The following is an 18205-nucleotide window of genomic DNA, read 5'->3' on the forward strand; positions in this document are numbered from 1 at the left end:
TTATAATTGATTCAGTATGTTTTCAATTTTAGTTTTCAAGTCGGGAATGTCGCTCTTAATAATTCCCCAAACAACACGACTAATTACCCCAAAATATTCATGTACCAAAATATTACGAAGTCCAACAATTTTTCGCCACTCAATATCCCCAAAACGTTCTTGCAGTTCTTCCGAAATGTGATTACTTGCTTCTCCTATGATTTCAATTTGCTTGATGCAGGCAAAACGCATCATTGAATTGTTTAAGAATTCATCTACTTCGATATCCCGAGTATATAATTCTATTTCCAAAATGGCATCATAGATATGTTGAACCCGTGCTTGGTCGCCCAGTTTATCTTTCATATATCATTTCCTTTTCTGCTTCAATGTAAGGTTTAATGTATTTTGAAACACTGTCAGCTGGTATCAAATCCACTTTCTTCTTCAGCAAGTCTTCCAAATCAAAAATCATTTGGACAAAATGAAGTCCAATCCGTTGAGAGTAATCTAATTCAACCAATAAATCAACATCGCTTTCTTCATTGGCCTCTCCCCTCACGTAAGAGCCAAACAAGTACGCTTTCAACACAGGCTGTGTTTTAAAGTACTGCTGAATTTGCTGGATATTTTGGGCTGAAAGTTGCATAATGCTTGCAATTTTTACGCACAAAAATGGGCGATTTTATCGGGTTAAACAACACCTAAGCGTCCTCCCACTTCGACTTGATTCCTACTTTCTCGAAAAGCTCCGATAAGCTTAACTGCGTCTGACGAATATCTTGCCAATCTTTTAGCACGACGCCTAGGGTGGACTCCACCAACGATTTTTCGAGGTGTTGGATGTGCATCCCCGCCAATGCTTCGGCCCAATCAAGGGTTTCGGCAATGCCTGGCACTTTGTTAAGTCGCTGCTGCCGAAGCTCTTGCATAAATGCCGTAATCTGACGTGCGAGCGTTGCGTCAATTTGCTCCACTTTCGATTTGACAATGGCCAGTTCTTTTTCAAACGGCGGATAATCAATCCACAGATACAAACACCGACGCCGAAGTGCCTCCGAAAGTTCACGGGTACGGTTTCCTGTCAAAATCACGTGGGGAATATGCGTCGCCTTGATGGTACCAATTTCAGGAATGGTAATTTGCCAATCCGACAACATTTCAAGCAAAAAACTTTCAAATTCTTCGTCTGCCCGATCTACTTCATCAATCAAAAGCACAGGTGCTTTCGGCTGCGTAAGCGCCTTTAGCAAGGGACGTTTCAACAAAAATTTTTCACTAAAAATAGTTTGCTCAATAGATTCGGTGGTCAGCGGACTGTGGACGGTGGACTGCTCCCCCATTTTCAAATACAACAATTGATGTTGGTAATTCCACTCATAAATGGCATGATTTGCATCTAATCCTTCATAGCACTGCAAACGAATCAGTTCCGTTTCCAGTGCCTGCGCCATCACTTTGGCAATCTCCGTTTTGCCGACCCCCGCTGGCCCTTCAATGAGTAACGGTTTACGGAGTTTCATGGCCAAATAGACCGACATTGCGACGTATTCATCCGCAATATATCCCCGAGTTTGGAGTAAAGTCTGGACGGAGGCAAGGGTTTGAGACATGTTTGAGTGTCGAATTTTTGAGTGCAGAGTGTCGAATTGAAGTGCAGAGGGTTGCTCACAACCCGATACGTTTTACCAGGTCAGACCTGGTTTTACCTTATTTGTTAGACAAAGTCTGACCTGATTCTTTAATTTTTATGCGGTCTGACCGTTGGTCTGACCTGTTTTTTCTACTCAGGGAACTGCGATTTGTCAATGGCAGGAATGAGTTTGATAGCATTTTTGTAATACACCTTTTTCAGCACTTCGTCAGGCAAACCCATCCCGTACATGCGCCAGAAGGCATGGTATTTTTTATGGTAGGGAAAGTATTCATCTTCCGTTTCTAACACTCGAAAATACGTAGCGTACTCAGATGGCACCCAGCTGTCTTTTCCAAAAAGGATTTTATCTTGCCATTTCACAAAAAACTGCTTGGCCGCGCGGGGTTGACGTCCCAATTCGGCGATAACAGCGCCAATCTCTACGTACATATTGGGAAAACGGGTCATCAAACTATCTAATTTTCGCAAATCATTAGGATACCAACCCATGTGAGCGTTGATGAACTTAGTTTTGGGGTGACGCGCAAAAACCGCGTGTTGTTCCTTCATCAAAGAATCAAACGGAACGGGGTCGTTATTACCACGCTTGCGTCCTGCGTGTGTTTTAAGCTCTAACCAACGTTCGTTGTAACGGTCGAGGGGATCCCAAAACGATTTAGGGTCGGCCGTGTGAATAATGACGGGGATACCAAGTTCACCGCACTTTGCCCAAATAGGGTCTAAACGTGGGTCACTTACCGCAACGCGTTTTCCATCGGTATCTTTTATTCCACTGAAACCCAAACTTTTATATACTTTCATCCCTACCGCTCCCGCTTTCACATCTTCCTCCACTTGTTTAGCGGCCCTCTCACCGTAGCCAGGCGAGCCTACACCTTTCAGCTCGGGGTTGGTGAACACCATAAAACGCTTGGGGTAGTTCTTTTTTACGTTGTCAAGCATACCTTTTATGGTCGTTGTCCCTTCTTCCCACTGCTGCGACCATCCACGCCCGCTCAAATTCACCATCACACCCATATTCAACGCATCCATCTCAGCCACCAATTTTGACAAATCTTGGTTTGACATGCTGTATTGGTGGTTGTGAATATCGATAAAAGGGTATTTAGAACGGGTAAGCTTATGTTCCGATACTTTCAGCGTCGAGACGGGGTCGTATTCTTCAAAGCCCAGAGGCTGCTCAATTTGTCCTCCGTTGGTCTGAGCCACAGCAGTAAGTGAGCCCAATAAATACAGAAAGGTGAAGTGTATTTTCATCATTATTTTTGTGTCAAGGAATTTAGATAACTTTCAATTTGCGTTACAAAAACTTTTGCTTCTTCAAACATAGCATGTGCTACAGTTTCATCAACATCCTCAGTCATATTTCAATCCCTTCTTGTCTTACATTTTTATAAAACATTGAGTTTGCTTCTTGCAATCGTCGAAAACTAACAGGTAGAATTGATATAAGTTTATCATACTTCAAGGACAAAGTATTGAGTAAATCTCCAGTATAAAATATTTCAATTCCACCCTGTATCTTTTCATCATTTAAAACAACTAAGAAATCGACATCAGATTCTTCGTGAAAATCACCTCTAGCATAAGAACCATAAAGAATCAGCTTTGCAAATCGTTTACCGTAACGTTCTCCAAGTTTTTCTTTAAACTCAAGTGCCAAACTTTGAATTGTCGTATTCATATTTATCAAAAATTTCTAACTATAAATCAACGCAACACAATGGGCGGCGATGCCTTCTTTTTTCCCAACAAAACCCAAATGCTCAGAAGTAGTGGCTTTGATGGAAATATCCTCAATATCAATGGCCATGACCTTCGAAAGGCATTCTTTCATCGTCGGAATGTGCGGATTAAGTTTGGGTTCTTGAAGTACAACGGTCACGTCAACATTGCCAACTTCGTAGCCTTTTTCACGAATCATTTCCATGACTTTCGCCAACAACAGCTTGCTATCAACGCCTTTCCATTGGGGATCTTTATCCGAGAAATGGTACCCAATGTTGCGCATATTGGCGGCTCCAAGCAGGGCATCGCAGAGCACATGACAAACGACGTCGGCATCGGAGTGCCCTTTGGCTCCGTGGGTGTGGGGAATTTTAATACCACCCAACCAAAAATCACGTCCTTCTTCCAATTGATGCACGTCGTAGCCTTGTCCAATTCTATATTTCATACGTTTTTTTAGTTTACTGCGCGGTAATACATCGTTGAACAATTGTTTTTAGACAGCACTTTCTGAGCCATTTCTTGAATGTCTTTGGCCGTTACTGCCTGAATTTTAGCCGCTTCTTGATTGACCAAATCAGGATTCCCAGCGTTGGCAGCATAGGCCAAATTCATGGCACGGTTGAGTAATTCAACTTCCGAAAACGCCAACGTTGACTCCGCTTGGTTTTTCACTTTTGCCAATTCTTTTTCATCCAACGCAATCTCCACCAACTCCTGCAAAACTTCCTCCACGGCGGCATTGGCCTCGTCCAAGGTTACTCCCGCATTGAGATTTCCTTGAATTACTAATAAACCTGGGTCAATGGAAGAAGTATTATAGGCGTTGATATTTGAAAACAACTGTCTTTCTTTCAGTAATTTTTGGTACAAACGCGCCGATTTTCCTCTTCCTAAAATATCACTTAATAAATCTGCCGTGTAAAAGTCGTCCTCAAAACGCCCAGGAATGTGGTACGTTTTATACAGCGCATTTAGGGGCACTTTTGCTTCAGTTTCCAAAAATCTAGGAGCCGTTTGAACGGGTTCCAAAGGTAAATTGCGTACGTATTGCTCACCCGCAGGAATAGACCCGAACCATTTTTCGGTCAATGCTTTCACTTGTGGAACCGTGACATCCCCTGCTACGACCATGATGGCATTGTTTGGCAAATAATATTTGTAAAAAAACGCTTTGACATCGTCCATCGTCGCCTCTTCGATGTGGCTAATTTCTTTGCCAATCGTGGCCCAACGATACGGATGCACTTGATACGCCAACGGCCGAAGCTTTAGCCATACATCCCCGTAAGGTTGGTTCAAATAGCGCTGTTTAAATTCTTCTACCACCACTTTTTGTTGAATTTCGAGTACTTTTGGATCAAAAGATAAACTCATCATTCGGTCAGATTCCAACCAGAAAGCGGTTTCGAGATTGACAGCGGGTAGGGTGATGTAGTAATTGGTAATATCGGCAGAGGTAAACGCGTTGTTTTCGCCGCCTACCGTTTGAAGAGGTTCGTCGTAGGATGGAATATTTTTCGACCCCCCAAACATTAAATGTTCAAACAAGTGGGCAAAACCAGTACGTTTTTCCTCTTCATCGCGAGAACCCACATTGTAGAGAATATTTACAGCGGCCAAAGCAGTTGTGTGGTCTTCGTGGACAAATACTTTGAGCCCGTTGTCAAGGGTAAAATGGTCGTAGTGAATCATTGAAAATAATTATCTATCAAAAAAACAGAAGTTAATAAACTCTTTGTTGGTTGTCTAACGTTAGAACCAAAGCGAAAGGTTTCTAACCCAACGCCCAAAAATAGCATTTTCTATCTATTTCGCAGGTACAGCTCCATGAAACGAATGTTCTTAGTAGTGACTCAATTGATTGTTTTTTTATTCATCGCATTATCTTTTCCTCCACTTCCTGCCCGCGCACAAATTTTATACGATACGCCTACGCAAGAATTGGTACTGGAAGCCATCGACCATATTTACAATTATGAATTTGCGGCGGTAGAACCCGTTGCTCGTCAAATACGGGCCAAATACCCTAATCACCCCGTGAATGCCATGCTCAAAGCCATGCAAATGCAGTGGCAATACTTACCCGTAAAAGACAACAAGGCCATGAGTGGGCAGTATGCAAAACTCCTTGAGGAGTGTATTGCCAAAGCAAAAGTGTTAGAAAAAAATGAAAAAACACGTCCCGAAGCTGCGTTTTTCTCAATGGCTGGCCATGGCTACGTTGCGTTGATTCACAACTACAATGACGAGAAAATGAAGGCTGCCAGTGAAGCAAAAAAAGCCTACGATTATGTCATGGCAGGATTCAAATACATGAATCACAATCCTGAGTTTTACTTTTCCTCTGGCCTCTATAATTACTATATTATCCGCTACCCCGAAGACCATCCAATCGTAAAACCCGTTGTGTTGTTTTTCAAAGACGGAAACCGCGAGGAAGGACTCCGACAAATGGACATTGCGTCAAAAAAAGGGATGTTTACACGCACCGAATCTTCCTTCTATTTGGCCCGTATTTACCTTAAACACGAGCAACGTTACGACAAAGCCAGTAGCTACTTGGGGAATCTCGTAGAAAAATACCCCAATAACCCTATTTTTTTGATGAAACACACCGAAGCGTTGTTGCTTTTGGGAAAATACGAAGAGGCTGAACCTTTTATTGAAAAGCTAAAAAAACGAAACGAGCCTTTCTTTTCACTCGTTTCTCACACATTAGAGGGAATGTACCTCGAAAAACAATCACGCAACGACCAAGCTGCTCAACGCTTGTACTTGACGGCTATTCGTCAGCCACGCGACGAAGAATATACCAAAGAGTACCAAGCCTTTGCCTATGCAGGTTTGGCACGAATTGCCATTCGGGCAGGAGATAAAAGAAAAGCTACCGAGTACTACAAAATCGTAAGTGATTTGGCAGAATACAAAGGCACGCTCAAAGAAGCTAAGAATTTCTTAAAATAACGCCTTATTCATCGTGCTTGGCTGAAGCCGACAATTTTACTGAACTCAGAGGGGCGGCGGGTTGTACTTGCCAATTTTTCCCAAAACGATGGAGGACTGCTCCATTTTCGGCAAAAATCTGGACTCCTCCCGTCGGAATTGCCTCTACTCGGACTAAATTTTCGGTAATTGGCGACACTTCTTCTTCCCAACTTATACCGTTCCAGCGAAGTATGGTGCCTTTGTTGCCGACAGCCCAGCCTTCTTCACGACTCAACAAAAATACCGAGTTCAAATCTTCGTTGGCAAAAACCAATACTTCGCTCCACTGTTCGCCATCCCAGCGCAATATCGTGGAGTTTTTGCCCACAGCCCAGCCAAAATCCGCCGAAAGCAGGTACAAAGAGGAAAATGTTTGCGAAGTAGGAATCGAAGCCGCTTCCCAATTTTCATTGACCAGGCGTTCAATTTTGCCATTGGTTGACACGCGCCACTCAGCTTTTGGCAAAACCGAGGCCGAATCTTGCCCCCAAACGGCAATGATGGTCGCGATTACAATCAAAAATGAGATGATTAATTTTTTCATGGGTCGTTGAGGTTGACATGATTAGTTATAAACACTCAACAGTATCTATCATAAATCATGCCAACTCATCATTACCCTTGCAAAGCCACCAATGCGTCAAAATCATCGGCTAATTTATGGCTCAATCGGTCAAAAATTTCAGAAAACTGCCCATAACGATGGTGGTTTTTATCATTGGCCGAATACGTCTCTACCGATTTGATGGTTTGAGCAGCAGCCACTAAGTTTTCATATTTCCCAAGTTTTGTCAAAGCCAGCAGCGCTGCACCTGCACTTGCGCTATCGTGTTTGTCGTTGATATAGACCGTTTTCCCAAATACATCCGACAGAATTTGGGCAAACAACGGCAGCGTAGCATAAGCCCCGTTGATGTACAGATTTTCAATCGAGCGGTATTGTTGCAGCAATTTACCAATGCTATATACCTCATACACAATACCTTCGACGGTTGCCCGAATAAAATGCCGACGTTCGTGCGTAATATTCACTCCCATGTAAGCGCCTCGGGCATTGGCATTCCACAACGGAGCACGTTCGCCTAACAAATAGGGCAAAAATAAAAGCCCCCCCGCTCCTGCTGGAACGCGTTCGGCTTCCATCAACAATTGCTGCACAGCATAGTCCATGTCAAAATGGAGTCCAGAAGTACCAAATTGCTGCACAAACCATTCAAAAACCACACCGCCGTTGTTGGTCGGCCCGCCCGAAATGTAGGTTCCTTCGGTGAGGATATAGTTAAAAAAACGCTGTTTTTCGTCCACCAACACCTGTTTAGCCGCTACCCGCACAGCACCACTCGACCCAATGGTTATGGTAGCGTCTCCTTCCGTTACTACACCTGCCCCAAGCGTTGCCAAACAGCCGTCGCTCGCTCCCGCAATTACTTTGAGGGTATTGGGTAAGCGGAAAAGCCGCAGGTATTCTTTTTTAAGTTTAAGTTCGTCAAAATCAATGGCTACCGGTTCTGACAGCTGCTGAGTTTTTATTCCTATATAATCAAGCGCCGATGTTTCCCAAGACAAATGATGAATATTAAATAAGCCTGTGGAAGACGCCAAACTATGATCAACAACCAGTTGCCCCGTCAGTTGATAAACAATGTACTCTTTGATAGAAATAAACTTAAAGACTTTTTCAAACCAAGCCGTTGGGGAGTTTGTCCCAAACCATCGAATTTTGACCAAAGGCGACATGGGGTGAATCGGTGTGCCTGTTTGTTCGTATAATTTCGCCCCTAGCTCAGAATTTTTAAGGGTGGTTGCTTCATCACGACCACGGTTATCAGCCCAAATAACTGCGTTACGAAGCGGTACGCCGTGTTTGTCGATGGGCAACACACTGTGCATCGAAGCACTAAAAACCAAGGCCACTGGTCGATATTTTTTAGAAAGTTCGTCGTTAATTAGTCCTTTTAACGCGTACAAAACAGTCAAAAATATTTGTTCGGGATCTTGCTCGCTATAATCAGGCTGCGGATGAAACGTTGGGTACGACCCTTGCCGCGCCCCAATCAAATTATTTGAAAAATCAAATGCTGATGCTTTGACTTTTGTAGTACCAATATCAATGGTTATGACACACTCCATATAGATTTATGATATAAATAAATAAAATTAGTTGTCCCCCGTTTGGCGCTTTCGATAATGCCCAGGGGTATAGCCTGTTAGTTTCTTAAAAGTCGTAGAAAAGTGTTGGGATGAATAAAAGCCAGTATCGAGGGCAATATCGGTCAGGCTTTTATCGGTTTGGCGGAGTTGGCGCATTGCCTCTGCAATACGAATATTTATCAAATAGTTGAGCGGAGAAAAGCCAGAATACGCCTTTACTTTTTCGGTAAAAGCCGTGCTTCCCAGCCCAACCACTGTCGCCATTTCTTCCACCGTCCAGGGGTGATCCAAGCTTTGTCGAAGCATTTTTTCGAGCTGTTCAAATGCCTGCGAAAAATCGCGCCGTTGGTTTTGTTGTTGGCTTTGCTGCCGTACAATCGTTACTAATAGCTCATCCAGCAGTTGATTGACGCGGGTTTGGTAGGCAAACTCTAGCTGTTTTAGCTCCTGCTCAATTTTTGTAATCAGCTCATTGACCTGTTTTAGCTGGTTCAGCACCATCGGGGCGTGCGTACCCATGAGCCGCCCCATTAGCCTTTGTTCGTTCTCGTGAATCGCCGACCAACTGCCTAATTGTAGCTCTTTTGTAGGCTCAAAAATGGTTGGTTCTAGTTTTAGCCAAACAAAACTTCCAATTTCTAAGGTATTTGTGGGACTCCCAAGCTGCTGCCAAGGGCATAAAACGACCACGTCATTGGGGTATAAAACGTAACGCTGGTGTTCAATTATCCACTCATATTTTCCTTCTAAGACACACAAAATATAGATTCCACCTCTCACTTGCACGGGCCAATCATTCAGCTTAACTGTCTGATTTTTAACACGAACCAATTCCCTGATGTGGGGAAACTCGGAAGAAGGAAGGTGGGTCAGTGTGGTTTTATTCATTGACAGAAAACCTATTTATTAAATTTTTTAAATAAATCATCAAAATATTACAAAATCCTACATCGTCCATTCGTAGAAGTTTTTTGTACTACTCTCCTATTTTTTTGCACTCAGTTCTTTATCCTATCAGTACTGTTCAACATACCCTTTTAACTTACCAACAATTTAACATGAAGATGAGAAAATTTCTACTCTTGCCCAAAGTCATTTTAGTAATGATGACTTTTCTGGCACTCACAACCACACTTTGGGCCCAAAATCGAATTAGCGGAACGGTGACTAATTCCGCTGACAAATCTCCCCTCGCAGGAGTTTCAGTTGTAGTAAAAGGAAGTACCACAGGAACATCTACCGACGGCAGCGGAAATTACAACCTTTCTGTTCCCAATAATGCAACCCTTGTATTTAGCTTTATTGGTTATGGTTCAAAGGAAATTTCGGTAGGAAACCAAACTCGCATTGACATTTCGCTATCAGAAAGTGCCGAGGCCCTCAACGAAGTCGTAGTGACAGCCTTGGGTATCAAAAAAGAAGCGAAAAAACTTGGTTATGCAACAGCAACTATCAACGCCGACGCGCTTACTGAAAACCGTACACCCAATTTTATAAATTCATTGCAAGGTAAAATTGCGGGGGTAAATATTTCGGGACTAGGTACAGGACCCGCGGGAACATCTAAGATTCGTATCCGTGGTCAATCTTCAATTTCTGGGCAAAATAACCCCCTCATTGTCGTCAATGGTATCCCAATCGATAACACTAACTTTGGTACAAACCCTGGAAATGCTGCCGCCGACAACTCGATTGGCGTAAGAGGCGGGGGAAATACCTCAGATGGTGGCGATGGTTTATCATCCATTAACCCCGATGACATCGAAAGTATGACTGTCCTCAAAGGTGCTACTGCGGCTGCTTTGTACGGTTCACGGGCAAAAGACGGGGTACTTATGATTACAACCAAAACAAAAGGAAATGGCAAAGGTATTGGCGTGAGTTTTAACAGTAACTATACCAACGAAACGCCGCTTGATTTTACGGATTATCAGTACGAATACGGCCAAGGTGAAAACGGCGTTCGCCCAACGACTCCCAACCCAACCTCGGGTCAGTGGTCGTTTGGGGAAAAATTCCAACCAGGTATGACGCAGGTATTGTTTGACAACGTAACCGTTCCGTACGAGCCTGTTTATAACCGCATTCGTAAGTTTTTCCGCAACGGTTCAAACTTCACCAACACCGTCAGCCTGTCATCGGCCAGTGATAAAGGTGGTTTTAACCTTTCGTTTGCCAACATGGACAGCAAAGGAATTGTACCCAATAATAGTTTTAACCGCAAAACTATTAACCTTGGGTATTCTTACGATTTATCGAAAAAATTGAGTTTTTCAGGAAACATCAACTATTCGCACGAGTACAACAAAAACCCACCGAACATTGCGAACCAAGATAACTCTATTCCAACTGCCATCTACAACTTAGCCAACTCCATGCCTTTGGATTTGTTGGAAGCGAAGAAATTCAACGCAGCAGGAAATGAATACATTTATTCACGTTTCCAAAACCGTACCAACCCTTACTTTACCCTTTCTGAACAATTTCAGAACATTGTCCGCGACCGTATTTTTGGCAACATTTCGGTAAAATACAACCTGCTTCCATGGTTGTTTGTCCAAGGTCGTGTAGGACAAGATTATTGGTCACGCGATCAGGATTACAACAACTTCCCAACAGGCCAAGCTTCTATTGCTGCCGCACCAGCTGGTTTTGTGAATGGTACATATACCCAAGAGTCAAGACGGTTTAGAGAAATTAACACGGACATCTTGATTTCTGGTACCCAAAAGTTTGGTGATTTTGGGTTTGATTTCAACGTGGGTGGAAACAAGATGTACCGCCGTTCGGATTTAAACAGTGTACTTGTCCAAGACTTTGTTGTAAGAGGTTTATATACCGTGATGAACGGACGGGTAAAAGACCCTATTTATGGGCTTTCGGAGCGGGCAGTTAACTCGGTCTATGGTTCAGCTGAATTTTCGTATAAAAATGTTTTGTTTGTCAACGCTACTGCGCGTAACGACTGGTTTTCAACCCTTTCTCCCGCCAACCGCAGCATTTTATATCCTTCAGTTTCAGGAAGTTTTGTATTTTCACAAGCATTCAACAGTGTTCCTACTTGGCTCACCTTTGGAAAACTCCGCGCTGCTTATGCTGAAGTGGGAAGCGATACCGACGTATCCCCTTACTCAAACAACTTGTTTTACGGTATCAATGCCAACCTCTTCGGCGGGCAGCCTGTGGGCGGTTCTTCAGGAACAACGACCCTTCCCAACGCCAACCTCCGTCCTATGCGTACGGCAGAAACCGAACTTGGGTTAGAGCTCAAATTGTTTGACAGCCGCGTTTCGTTGGATGCGGCGATTTATAACAAAATCACCAATGATCAAATTGTGTCGGCACAAATTTCGGATGCCTCAGGCTTTATTACGACCCTTATCAACAGCGGAAAAAGCCAAAACCGTGGTTTTGAAATGTTATTGAATCTTGTTCCTGTCAAAACGCCTAATTTCCAATGGGATTTGACCCTGAATGGTTCGTATAACAAAACCAAAGTATTAAGCCTTTTGACCAACACGCCAGGCGAACGTATCACCGTAGGTACCCACGTGTTCAACGGCGAGCTTCGTCAAGTGGTTGGTCAAGAAATGGGTCAGATTTATGGCTTCGGGTTTAAGCGCGATGCCAGCGGACAAATGATGTTTGGTGGCAACGGTATCCCGCTTCGCACAGACGACCTTATTTCGTACGGCTCTGCTTTACCAAAATGGAATGGTGGTATCAACAACTCCTTCAATTACAAGGGCATTAACCTATCGTTCTTGGTTGATTTCAAACTTGGGAACACGATGCTTTCAGGTACCAACTTCAACGCAGTACGTCACGGATTGCACAAAATGACCCTTGTAGGCCGCGAAGGTGGTGTATTGGGAGTGGGTGTAAACGCCAAAGGGGAGACAAATACAGTAAAAGCACCTGTTCAAGATTATTGGTCAGTCGTACGCTCGCTGGCACTTATCGAACCAGTTATCTACGATGGTGGCTTCTGGAAAGTTCGCCAAATCACAGCTGGTTACGACTTTACCCGCTTTTTGCCGAGAAACTTCCCAGTTAAAAACCTAAAGCTTAGTGCAGTTGCCAACAACGTATTCCTGATTAAAAAGTGGGTTGACAACATTGATCCAGACTCATTTGGTTATTCGTCAGACAACCTCGTCGGAATGGAATCAACTGGTTTGCCAACAACGCGTAGTATTGGTTTTAACCTTAATGCGAAGTTTTAACCCCCAAACCCCCGAAGGGGGCTTATAACCAAGCTTTCGGGGACACTCAAAAAAGAAACAAACAATGAAACGTATATTAAAAAAATCGGCCCTTTTACTCCCACTTTGGGCAGCGACTGTTGTCGGCATGGTAAGTTGCGACCAAGGTTTTGATGAACTGAATATCAACAAAACCGCCGCCCTTTCGGTCAATCCAGTGTTTATTTTGAACAATGCGACCGTCAACTCAGCCTTTACGACGGGTTCAGTTATCTACGAAACGGGCATTGTCCAGCAAATGATTTCACCCAACTCAGGGGTATTAACGGGGGCTAACTTCAACCAAGATAGCCGCGACAATACTGTTCAAAATTGGCAGAAATACTACCGCAACGTGATTCGTAACTCCCAAGATGTTATCAATCAAACGCAAGCGGTGGCGTCTCGCAGTAATTTGTACAACATGGCTCGCATCATCCAAGCCAATGCGTACATGATTTTAACCGATTCATACGGTGATATTCCTTACACCGATGCGGAAAAGGGTTATACAAATCAAATATTTTTACCAAAATATGACACTCAGCAAGCTGTTTATGCAGGTATTATCAAGGAATTGACAGAAGCTACCGCTGCCCTAGATGCTACTAAGGCCATTGAAGCTGCTGATGTACTTTATGCGGGAAATATTGCTCTTTGGAAAAAGTATGGCAATTCGCTCCTACTTCGTGCAGGTATGCGTTTAAGTAAAGTGGACGCAGCCCAAGCCCAGCAAGTGGTTGCCAAGGCATTGCAAGGCGGGGTGATGGAATCAAACGCTGATAATGCGATTATTAAGCATGACGCTAACTACGTAAATGGGATTGGCAACATGTTGAATGCCACAGAAGCAGCCAACATTTACCTTGCGGCACCGTTTGTGGATTACCTCAAAAAAACCAACGACCCACGCCTCAAGTCCATTGCTGTACGCTATGTGGGGGCTAAATCTGGGCCAGAACAAGTAGCTTCGCGCGCTTCAACCGACCCCGCCGTCCAAATTGGAATGCCATTAGGATTTGACAACAACACCATTTCGGCCGAAGTAGCAAAAAACAAATTGGCTAGTTTCTACGATTTTACGCAAGTTGACCGTACTCGCATGGTCAAAATGACCGCGCCGACGTTTTTAGTAACAGCAGCTCAAACGCAGCTTTTGTTGGCCGAAGCAGCGCAAAGAAACTGGGTAACGGGTACCAGCGCCGAAACGTACTACAACCGTGGTGTTCGCCTGCACATGGAACAAATGGCACTGTTTGACGCAAACTCAGCAGTAGCAGCGGCAGATATTGACACTTATTTGAAAGCAAATCCGTATGTGGCAGCCACTGCTTTAGAACAAATCAATACCCAATATTGGGTGGCTTCGTTCTTAAACGGCCCAGAAGCATTTGCCAACTTCCGTCGGAGCGGTTTTCCTAAACTTACGCCTAACCCTTTTCCTGGAAAGGGAATTAAAGGGGATTTTATCAAACGACTGACCTATCCTAACTCGGAAATTTCAGCCAACACAGTTCACGTGAGAGAGGCAATTACTCGCCAAGGAGCTGACGATTTAGACACAAAAGTTTGGTGGGATAAATAATTTTAAATACTGATGAGTGGGGATTGAGTAACTATAGTCCTATTTTTGCCTTTTCCCACTCATCTATCCATTTATAAAACGTCATCTTTAATGCAAATTGGATTTGTTGGTCTTGGCAAAATGGGGTACAACTTGGCCCTAAACCTGCATCGTCACGGTTATGAAGTAGTTGCGTACGATGTAGCAACCGAAAACGTCAAAAATATTCTTCTTGAAGGCATTTCTCCTGCTTTCAGTTTGGAAGAACTTTGTCAGCAGCTCAATGGCAGAAAGGTAATATGGCTGATGGTTCCTGCGGGAAAGCCTGTTGATGACTGCATCGAGACATTGATACCGTTTTTATCAGCCAGTGATATCATTATTGACGGCGGCAATTCCAACTTCAACGACTCAGTTCGTCGATATAAATACCTTAAAGCCAAAGGGATTGATTATTTGGACTGCGGTACAAGCGGCGGTGTGGACGGTGCTTTGAACGGTGCTTGTACCATGATTGGCGGTGAAGATGAAGTTTTCAACTATTGCGCCTCTGTTTTTAACGATATTTCACTTCCCAACGGTTGGCTTCATGCAGGTGGCCCAGGAAGTGGCCACTTTGTCAAAATGGTTCACAATGGCATTGAGTACGGTATGATGCAAGCCATTGCGGAAGGTTTTGAAGTGATGGAGCAATCAAAGTATAACCTTGACTTAGAGCAAGTTGCGCGCGTTTTCAACCACGGCTCAGTTGTTCGCAGTTGGTTGATGGAACTTACCGAAAAAGCTTTTTCTAAAGACCCGAAATTGGACGCCATCAAAGGGGTCATGCACTCTTCGGGCGAAGGGAAATGGACGCTGGAAACGGCCCTCGACATGGGTATTCCGACGCCAGTAATTGCACTTTCATTGTTGATGCGTTATCGCTCACAACAAGACGACACCTTTACGGGCAAGGTCGTAGCGGCCCTTCGCAACGAATTCGGCGGCCACGCCGTGGAAAAAGCCCATTAACGAATGTCGAGTGTAGAGTGCAGAATGTCGAATAAAAAGTAACAATTCGACACTCTGCATTCTGCACTCGACACTTTGTCATTCCCAATTATTCTATTTCCTGCACTTTATAGACCTGAATTTCGGTCACATAGACGGTTTTATCTTCTTTGTTTTTGTACGAACGGTAATTCAGTTTTCCTTCTACTGACACTTTTTTCCCTTTCGTAATCAAGCGTTCGCATACCTCCGCCACTTTACCAAACGCCACGAGGTTGTGCCACGTTTTGCTTTCCACTTCTTCGTTTTTACGATTCTTGTACGTTTCCTTCGTCACCATCGTAAAAGACGCCAACTTTCCGTTTTCAAATGTACGTACGTTCAAATCTTTACCTACGTTGCCTGTTAATGTTACCTTGTTCATGTTCCTAAAAGTTTGTATTTGAGTGATTTGATTTTGTTTTGTCAACTGTCTCTCAATCGACGATACAAAGGTGCAGCCTCACTGCCACTCGATTCGGTTCGTACGCGTTTCTAGTTGGATAAAAACGTTTGTAACCGTTTACAAACGGATAAGTATGTGTATATTGCAGAAGAAACAATGACAAAAACAATGAAAGCCTGCTTAGAATGTGGAGAAAAAATAATGGGGCGTTCCGACAAGAAGTTTTGTTCGGATGCGTGCCGAAATGCCTATAACAACAAACTCAATTCGGACTCCAACAATTTTGTTCGGAACATCAATAACGCACTTCGTAAAAATCGCCGAATCTTGGAGGAAGCCTGCAAAGAAGATGACAAGGGAAAAATCTCTAAAAGTGCGCTACTGAGAGAAGGTTTTGACTTTACGTATTTTACCAATACCCGCACCACCCAAAAAGGCGCTACGTACGTTTTTGTGTATGAATATGGCTATTTACCCCTCGAAAATGAGCAATATTTAGTGGTAAAAGACCGAAAAGTACCTTCCTAAATTACTGCTTTCCAAAGGCGTTTTGGAGTACCGTTTCGGCAGGTTTAAATTGGGGAGAAAACGTATCACGGTGAAACTGCCGCTTGGGTTGTTGTAAAAACCACTTCCAAGCAAAAGCTCCCGCGAGCCATTTTCTGGGCCACACTTCATTAAAAAAGGCTTGGTAAGCATCGGCTTGCAATGCCAAGTTTTCGGGTTTTTCGTCGTGCGATTCCCAGGGTTTCTCGGTGGCGAAATCAACACTTCGGTAGCCTATTTCGGTAAATAAAATAGGTTTCTGGTGCTTTCCCGCAAAGTTTTCTAGTTCATTCAAATGTGACTTCCAGCCTTTTTGCAAAGTTGCGATGCTCGGGTGTTTTTCAGCAGATAAAGGAAAATAAGCGTCTATTCCGATAAAATCCAGCTCATTCCAAAACGGGTTTTTGGGGTAATGGTTCCAATTGTCGGCGTACGTGAGTTGGCCACGGTACATGGTGCGAACCTCCTTGATTAGATTTTTCCAGAAAGCAGGCCGTTTTTGGGTAAAATTATCCATTTCGGTACCGATGCAGAAGAGTTCCACTTTTAAAGAATCCGCAATTCGCGCGTTGGTCAAAATGTAATTACCAAAGTCTTTTTCAAAGATTTGCCAATCAGCCTCTGTTTTTAAATCAAAATCGCCCGTGTACATACCCCTACCCACCCAAGCGTGGGGTTTGAGCATTACTTTTAGGCGATTTTTGTGGGCCAGCTCAATCGTTTTTACAATTCCTTCGACGGATTCTCCCCACCACATTTTGTTGGAATTAAAGTAAAAATGTGGCTCATTCTCGCGACAGAAACCGTAGGGAACCACCGCCACCCATTCTGCTTTTAGTGTACTTAGTGGCACAAAAGCCGCCGAATCAATTGGTTCTGGCGGCGCAACCAGATTAACACCTTTCATTTTAGCACCTGCATACACAGGAGGCGAGGGCCGCGTACATCCATATTGCATCCAAACTGTTGCCCAAATCAATATTTGTAAGACATTCGTATTCAGACGAGTAGCGATAATCCAAGCCATTTGTGTTGATTTTCCTTAAAAGTAAAAACTTCTACCTTTCTACAGATAGAAGTTTTAGAAAATCTTTTATTTGCAGGTTAAACGCATTTTAAAAACACAGCCTCGGAGAGGCGAAACATTTGTAGAAAATGTAAATAAACCCCTCCACAAAGCTCCATCGGGGCGGCCAATACTCGGTGAAAGAGGTCACCCCCATGGGGCTTTCTGAAGAACCTAATTATTACTTTCTACTAAGATAGGGCTCCTCTGGAGCAATAAATAGTTACTTTCTATTTTGATGCGTTCAACCTGAATTATTTGGATTGTTTTTCAAAAATCAAAAAATTTCCTTTTCCTCCGATGGGTGCCACCGATTTCTGCGTACTCAAAACCCCCAACTCAAGTTGTTGTTTTCCATTGATGGTACTCAACTGATAATCAACGGCTTGACCTAACAACAAAAAATAGCGCGATTCGCATTGCATCAATTCTGGCGAACCGCCCATTTTTGTACTTCCAATTGGAGACATTTTAAGTTTGCCCGTTTTGGTCGTTTCGTCGTACGATTCTAACGCGTAACTACCAGAATATTGGTTCACCGACGAGCGACCATTCAACAACAAAACCGCACCCGTTTCGTCTCTGGTAGTGGTCAATTCCAGCGTGATTGGTTCAAACTTTCCTTCATTGGGGATGCCGCACGGCAAATCAATCATATCACCTAGTAGGATACTTTTCAATACCCAAGTCCCCGCAAGTTCATTGTTTTCTAACTTTTGGGCTTGTTGATCTACGTTTTGGCTTTCGCAAGCTCCCAGCACTGCGACCAAACAGCCAACCATTAATGCAATCATTGTCTTTTTCATAGCCATATTTTTTTAGTATGACTTTTTTCTACCATAAAAGG

The 18205-nt window shown here is 43.5% G+C and carries 18 protein-coding genes; 5 read left to right on the forward strand and 13 right to left on the reverse strand.

Annotated features, from left to right (window positions below; genetic code table 11):
- From AC23N5_RS21500 to AC23N5_RS21530, 7 genes are all read right to left on the reverse strand, one after another.
- On the reverse strand, positions 1–345 hold the full coding sequence (locus AC23N5_RS21500) for a HepT-like ribonuclease domain-containing protein (protein WP_487757197.1): 345 nt from the start codon (positions 343–345) through the stop codon (positions 1–3).
- Positions 335–628: a nucleotidyltransferase family protein gene (locus AC23N5_RS21505; RefSeq protein WP_183972994.1), complete on the reverse strand. Its 294-nt coding sequence runs from the start codon at positions 626–628 to the stop codon at positions 335–337. Before AC23N5_RS21505 ends, AC23N5_RS21500 begins: the two co-directional genes overlap by 11 nt.
- Positions 629–683: 55 nt before the next feature.
- The gene (locus tag AC23N5_RS21510) at positions 684–1592 is read right to left on the reverse strand and encodes an AAA family ATPase (protein WP_487757198.1); all 909 of its coding nucleotides are present in this window, start codon (positions 1590–1592) and stop codon (positions 684–686) included.
- A 170-nt stretch (positions 1593–1762) separates the two neighbouring features.
- Positions 1763–2893, reverse strand: a complete 1131-nt coding sequence (locus AC23N5_RS21515; RefSeq protein WP_487757266.1) for an amidohydrolase family protein — start codon at positions 2891–2893, stop codon at positions 1763–1765.
- Positions 2894–2996: 103 nt separating this feature from the next.
- Positions 2997–3320: a nucleotidyltransferase domain-containing protein gene (locus AC23N5_RS21520; protein WP_487757199.1), complete on the reverse strand. Its 324-nt coding sequence runs from the start codon at positions 3318–3320 to the stop codon at positions 2997–2999.
- A gap of 15 nt (positions 3321–3335) precedes the next feature.
- Positions 3336–3812 carry a 2-C-methyl-D-erythritol 2,4-cyclodiphosphate synthase gene (gene ispF, locus AC23N5_RS21525; RefSeq protein ID WP_122930471.1) on the reverse strand — a complete coding sequence of 159 codons (477 nt, stop codon included), beginning with the start codon at positions 3810–3812 and terminating at the stop codon, positions 3336–3338.
- Positions 3813–3820: 8 nt separating this feature from the next.
- Positions 3821–5059: a M16 family metallopeptidase gene (locus tag AC23N5_RS21530; RefSeq protein ID WP_487757200.1), complete on the reverse strand. Its 1239-nt coding sequence runs from the start codon at positions 5057–5059 to the stop codon at positions 3821–3823.
- A 135-nt stretch (positions 5060–5194) separates the two neighbouring features.
- On the opposite strand from AC23N5_RS21530, the gene AC23N5_RS21535 reads away from it, so the two are divergent.
- On the forward strand, positions 5195–6331 hold the full coding sequence (locus tag AC23N5_RS21535; protein ID WP_229601297.1) for an ABC transporter substrate-binding protein: 1137 nt from the start codon (positions 5195–5197) through the stop codon (positions 6329–6331).
- A gap of 4 nt (positions 6332–6335) precedes the next feature.
- On the opposite strand, the gene AC23N5_RS21540 is transcribed toward AC23N5_RS21535, so the two are convergent.
- The 3 genes from AC23N5_RS21540 to AC23N5_RS21550 all read right to left on the reverse strand — a co-directional run bounded on the left by AC23N5_RS21540 (position 6336) and on the right by AC23N5_RS21550 (position 9391).
- Positions 6336–6896: a beta propeller repeat protein gene (locus AC23N5_RS21540; RefSeq protein ID WP_487757201.1), complete on the reverse strand. Its 561-nt coding sequence runs from the start codon at positions 6894–6896 to the stop codon at positions 6336–6338.
- Positions 6897–6967: 71 nt separating this feature from the next.
- Positions 6968–8482 carry a gluconokinase gene (locus tag AC23N5_RS21545; RefSeq protein ID WP_487757202.1) on the reverse strand — a complete coding sequence of 505 codons (1515 nt, stop codon included), beginning with the start codon at positions 8480–8482 and terminating at the stop codon, positions 6968–6970.
- A gap of 27 nt (positions 8483–8509) precedes the next feature.
- Entirely contained in the window at positions 8510–9391 is an 882-nt protein-coding gene (locus AC23N5_RS21550) for a helix-turn-helix domain-containing protein (protein ID WP_487757203.1), read from the reverse strand.
- 176 nt (positions 9392–9567) lie between these two features.
- On the opposite strand from AC23N5_RS21550, the gene AC23N5_RS21555 reads away from it, so the two are divergent.
- The 3 genes from AC23N5_RS21555 (at position 9568) to gnd (ending at position 15322) form a co-directional block, all read left to right on the forward strand.
- Complete coding sequence (locus AC23N5_RS21555; RefSeq protein ID WP_487757204.1) at positions 9568–12729, forward strand: SusC/RagA family TonB-linked outer membrane protein; 3162 nt, start codon at positions 9568–9570, stop codon at positions 12727–12729.
- Positions 12730–12793: 64 nt separating this feature from the next.
- The gene (locus tag AC23N5_RS21560) at positions 12794–14332 is read left to right on the forward strand and encodes a SusD/RagB family nutrient-binding outer membrane lipoprotein (RefSeq protein WP_487757205.1); all 1539 of its coding nucleotides are present in this window, start codon (positions 12794–12796) and stop codon (positions 14330–14332) included.
- A 90-nt stretch (positions 14333–14422) separates the two neighbouring features.
- Positions 14423–15322: a phosphogluconate dehydrogenase (NAD(+)-dependent, decarboxylating) gene (gene gnd / locus AC23N5_RS21565; protein ID WP_487757206.1), complete on the forward strand. Its 900-nt coding sequence runs from the start codon at positions 14423–14425 to the stop codon at positions 15320–15322.
- Positions 15323–15410: 88 nt separating this feature from the next.
- Here gnd and AC23N5_RS21570 read toward each other — a convergent pair whose 3' ends face one another.
- Positions 15411–15725: a single-stranded DNA-binding protein gene (locus AC23N5_RS21570; RefSeq protein WP_183973021.1), complete on the reverse strand. Its 315-nt coding sequence runs from the start codon at positions 15723–15725 to the stop codon at positions 15411–15413.
- A gap of 189 nt (positions 15726–15914) precedes the next feature.
- On the opposite strand from AC23N5_RS21570, the gene AC23N5_RS21575 reads away from it, so the two are divergent.
- Positions 15915–16274, forward strand: coding sequence for a hypothetical protein (locus AC23N5_RS21575; RefSeq protein WP_183973023.1), 360 nt, complete (start codon positions 15915–15917; stop codon positions 16272–16274).
- A gap of 1 nt (position 16275) precedes the next feature.
- On the opposite strand, the gene AC23N5_RS21580 is transcribed toward AC23N5_RS21575, so the two are convergent.
- Positions 16276–17319, reverse strand: a complete 1044-nt coding sequence (locus tag AC23N5_RS21580; protein ID WP_487757207.1) for a glycoside hydrolase family 113 — start codon at positions 17317–17319, stop codon at positions 16276–16278.
- A gap of 293 nt (positions 17320–17612) precedes the next feature.
- The gene (locus AC23N5_RS21585; protein ID WP_183973027.1) at positions 17613–18164 is read right to left on the reverse strand and encodes an META domain-containing protein; all 552 of its coding nucleotides are present in this window, start codon (positions 18162–18164) and stop codon (positions 17613–17615) included.
- Positions 18165–18205: the final 41 nt, after the last annotated feature.

Source organism: Runella sp. R5_40 (assembly GCF_057652295.1).

Coding starts and splice junctions, on each gene's coding strand:
- AC23N5_RS21500 (WP_487757197.1), bottom strand. CDS start 345: ATGAAAGATAAACTGGGCGACCAAGCACGGGTTCAACATATCTATGAT.
- AC23N5_RS21505 (WP_183972994.1), bottom strand. CDS start 628: ATGCAACTTTCAGCCCAAAATATCCAGCAAATTCAGCAGTACTTTAAA.
- AC23N5_RS21510 (WP_487757198.1), bottom strand. CDS start 1,592: ATGTCTCAAACCCTTGCCTCCGTCCAGACTTTACTCCAAACTCGGGGA.
- AC23N5_RS21515 (WP_487757266.1), bottom strand. CDS start 2,893: ATGAAAATACACTTCACCTTTCTGTATTTATTGGGCTCACTTACTGCT.
- AC23N5_RS21520 (WP_487757199.1), bottom strand. CDS start 3,320: ATGAATACGACAATTCAAAGTTTGGCACTTGAGTTTAAAGAAAAACTT.
- ispF (WP_122930471.1), bottom strand. CDS start 3,812: ATGAAATATAGAATTGGACAAGGCTACGACGTGCATCAATTGGAAGAA.
- AC23N5_RS21530 (WP_487757200.1), bottom strand. CDS start 5,059: ATGATTCACTACGACCATTTTACCCTTGACAACGGGCTCAAAGTATTT.
- AC23N5_RS21535 (WP_229601297.1), top strand. CDS start 5,195: ATGAAACGAATGTTCTTAGTAGTGACTCAATTGATTGTTTTTTTATTC.
- AC23N5_RS21540 (WP_487757201.1), bottom strand. CDS start 6,896: ATGAAAAAATTAATCATCTCATTTTTGATTGTAATCGCGACCATCATT.
- AC23N5_RS21545 (WP_487757202.1), bottom strand. CDS start 8,482: ATGGAGTGTGTCATAACCATTGATATTGGTACTACAAAAGTCAAAGCA.
- AC23N5_RS21550 (WP_487757203.1), bottom strand. CDS start 9,391: ATGAATAAAACCACACTGACCCACCTTCCTTCTTCCGAGTTTCCCCAC.
- AC23N5_RS21555 (WP_487757204.1), top strand. CDS start 9,568: ATGAGAAAATTTCTACTCTTGCCCAAAGTCATTTTAGTAATGATGACT.
- AC23N5_RS21560 (WP_487757205.1), top strand. CDS start 12,794: ATGAAACGTATATTAAAAAAATCGGCCCTTTTACTCCCACTTTGGGCA.
- gnd (WP_487757206.1), top strand. CDS start 14,423: ATGCAAATTGGATTTGTTGGTCTTGGCAAAATGGGGTACAACTTGGCC.
- AC23N5_RS21570 (WP_183973021.1), bottom strand. CDS start 15,725: ATGAACAAGGTAACATTAACAGGCAACGTAGGTAAAGATTTGAACGTA.
- AC23N5_RS21575 (WP_183973023.1), top strand. CDS start 15,915: ATGAAAGCCTGCTTAGAATGTGGAGAAAAAATAATGGGGCGTTCCGAC.
- AC23N5_RS21580 (WP_487757207.1), bottom strand. CDS start 17,319: ATGGCTTGGATTATCGCTACTCGTCTGAATACGAATGTCTTACAAATA.
- AC23N5_RS21585 (WP_183973027.1), bottom strand. CDS start 18,164: ATGAAAAAGACAATGATTGCATTAATGGTTGGCTGTTTGGTCGCAGTG.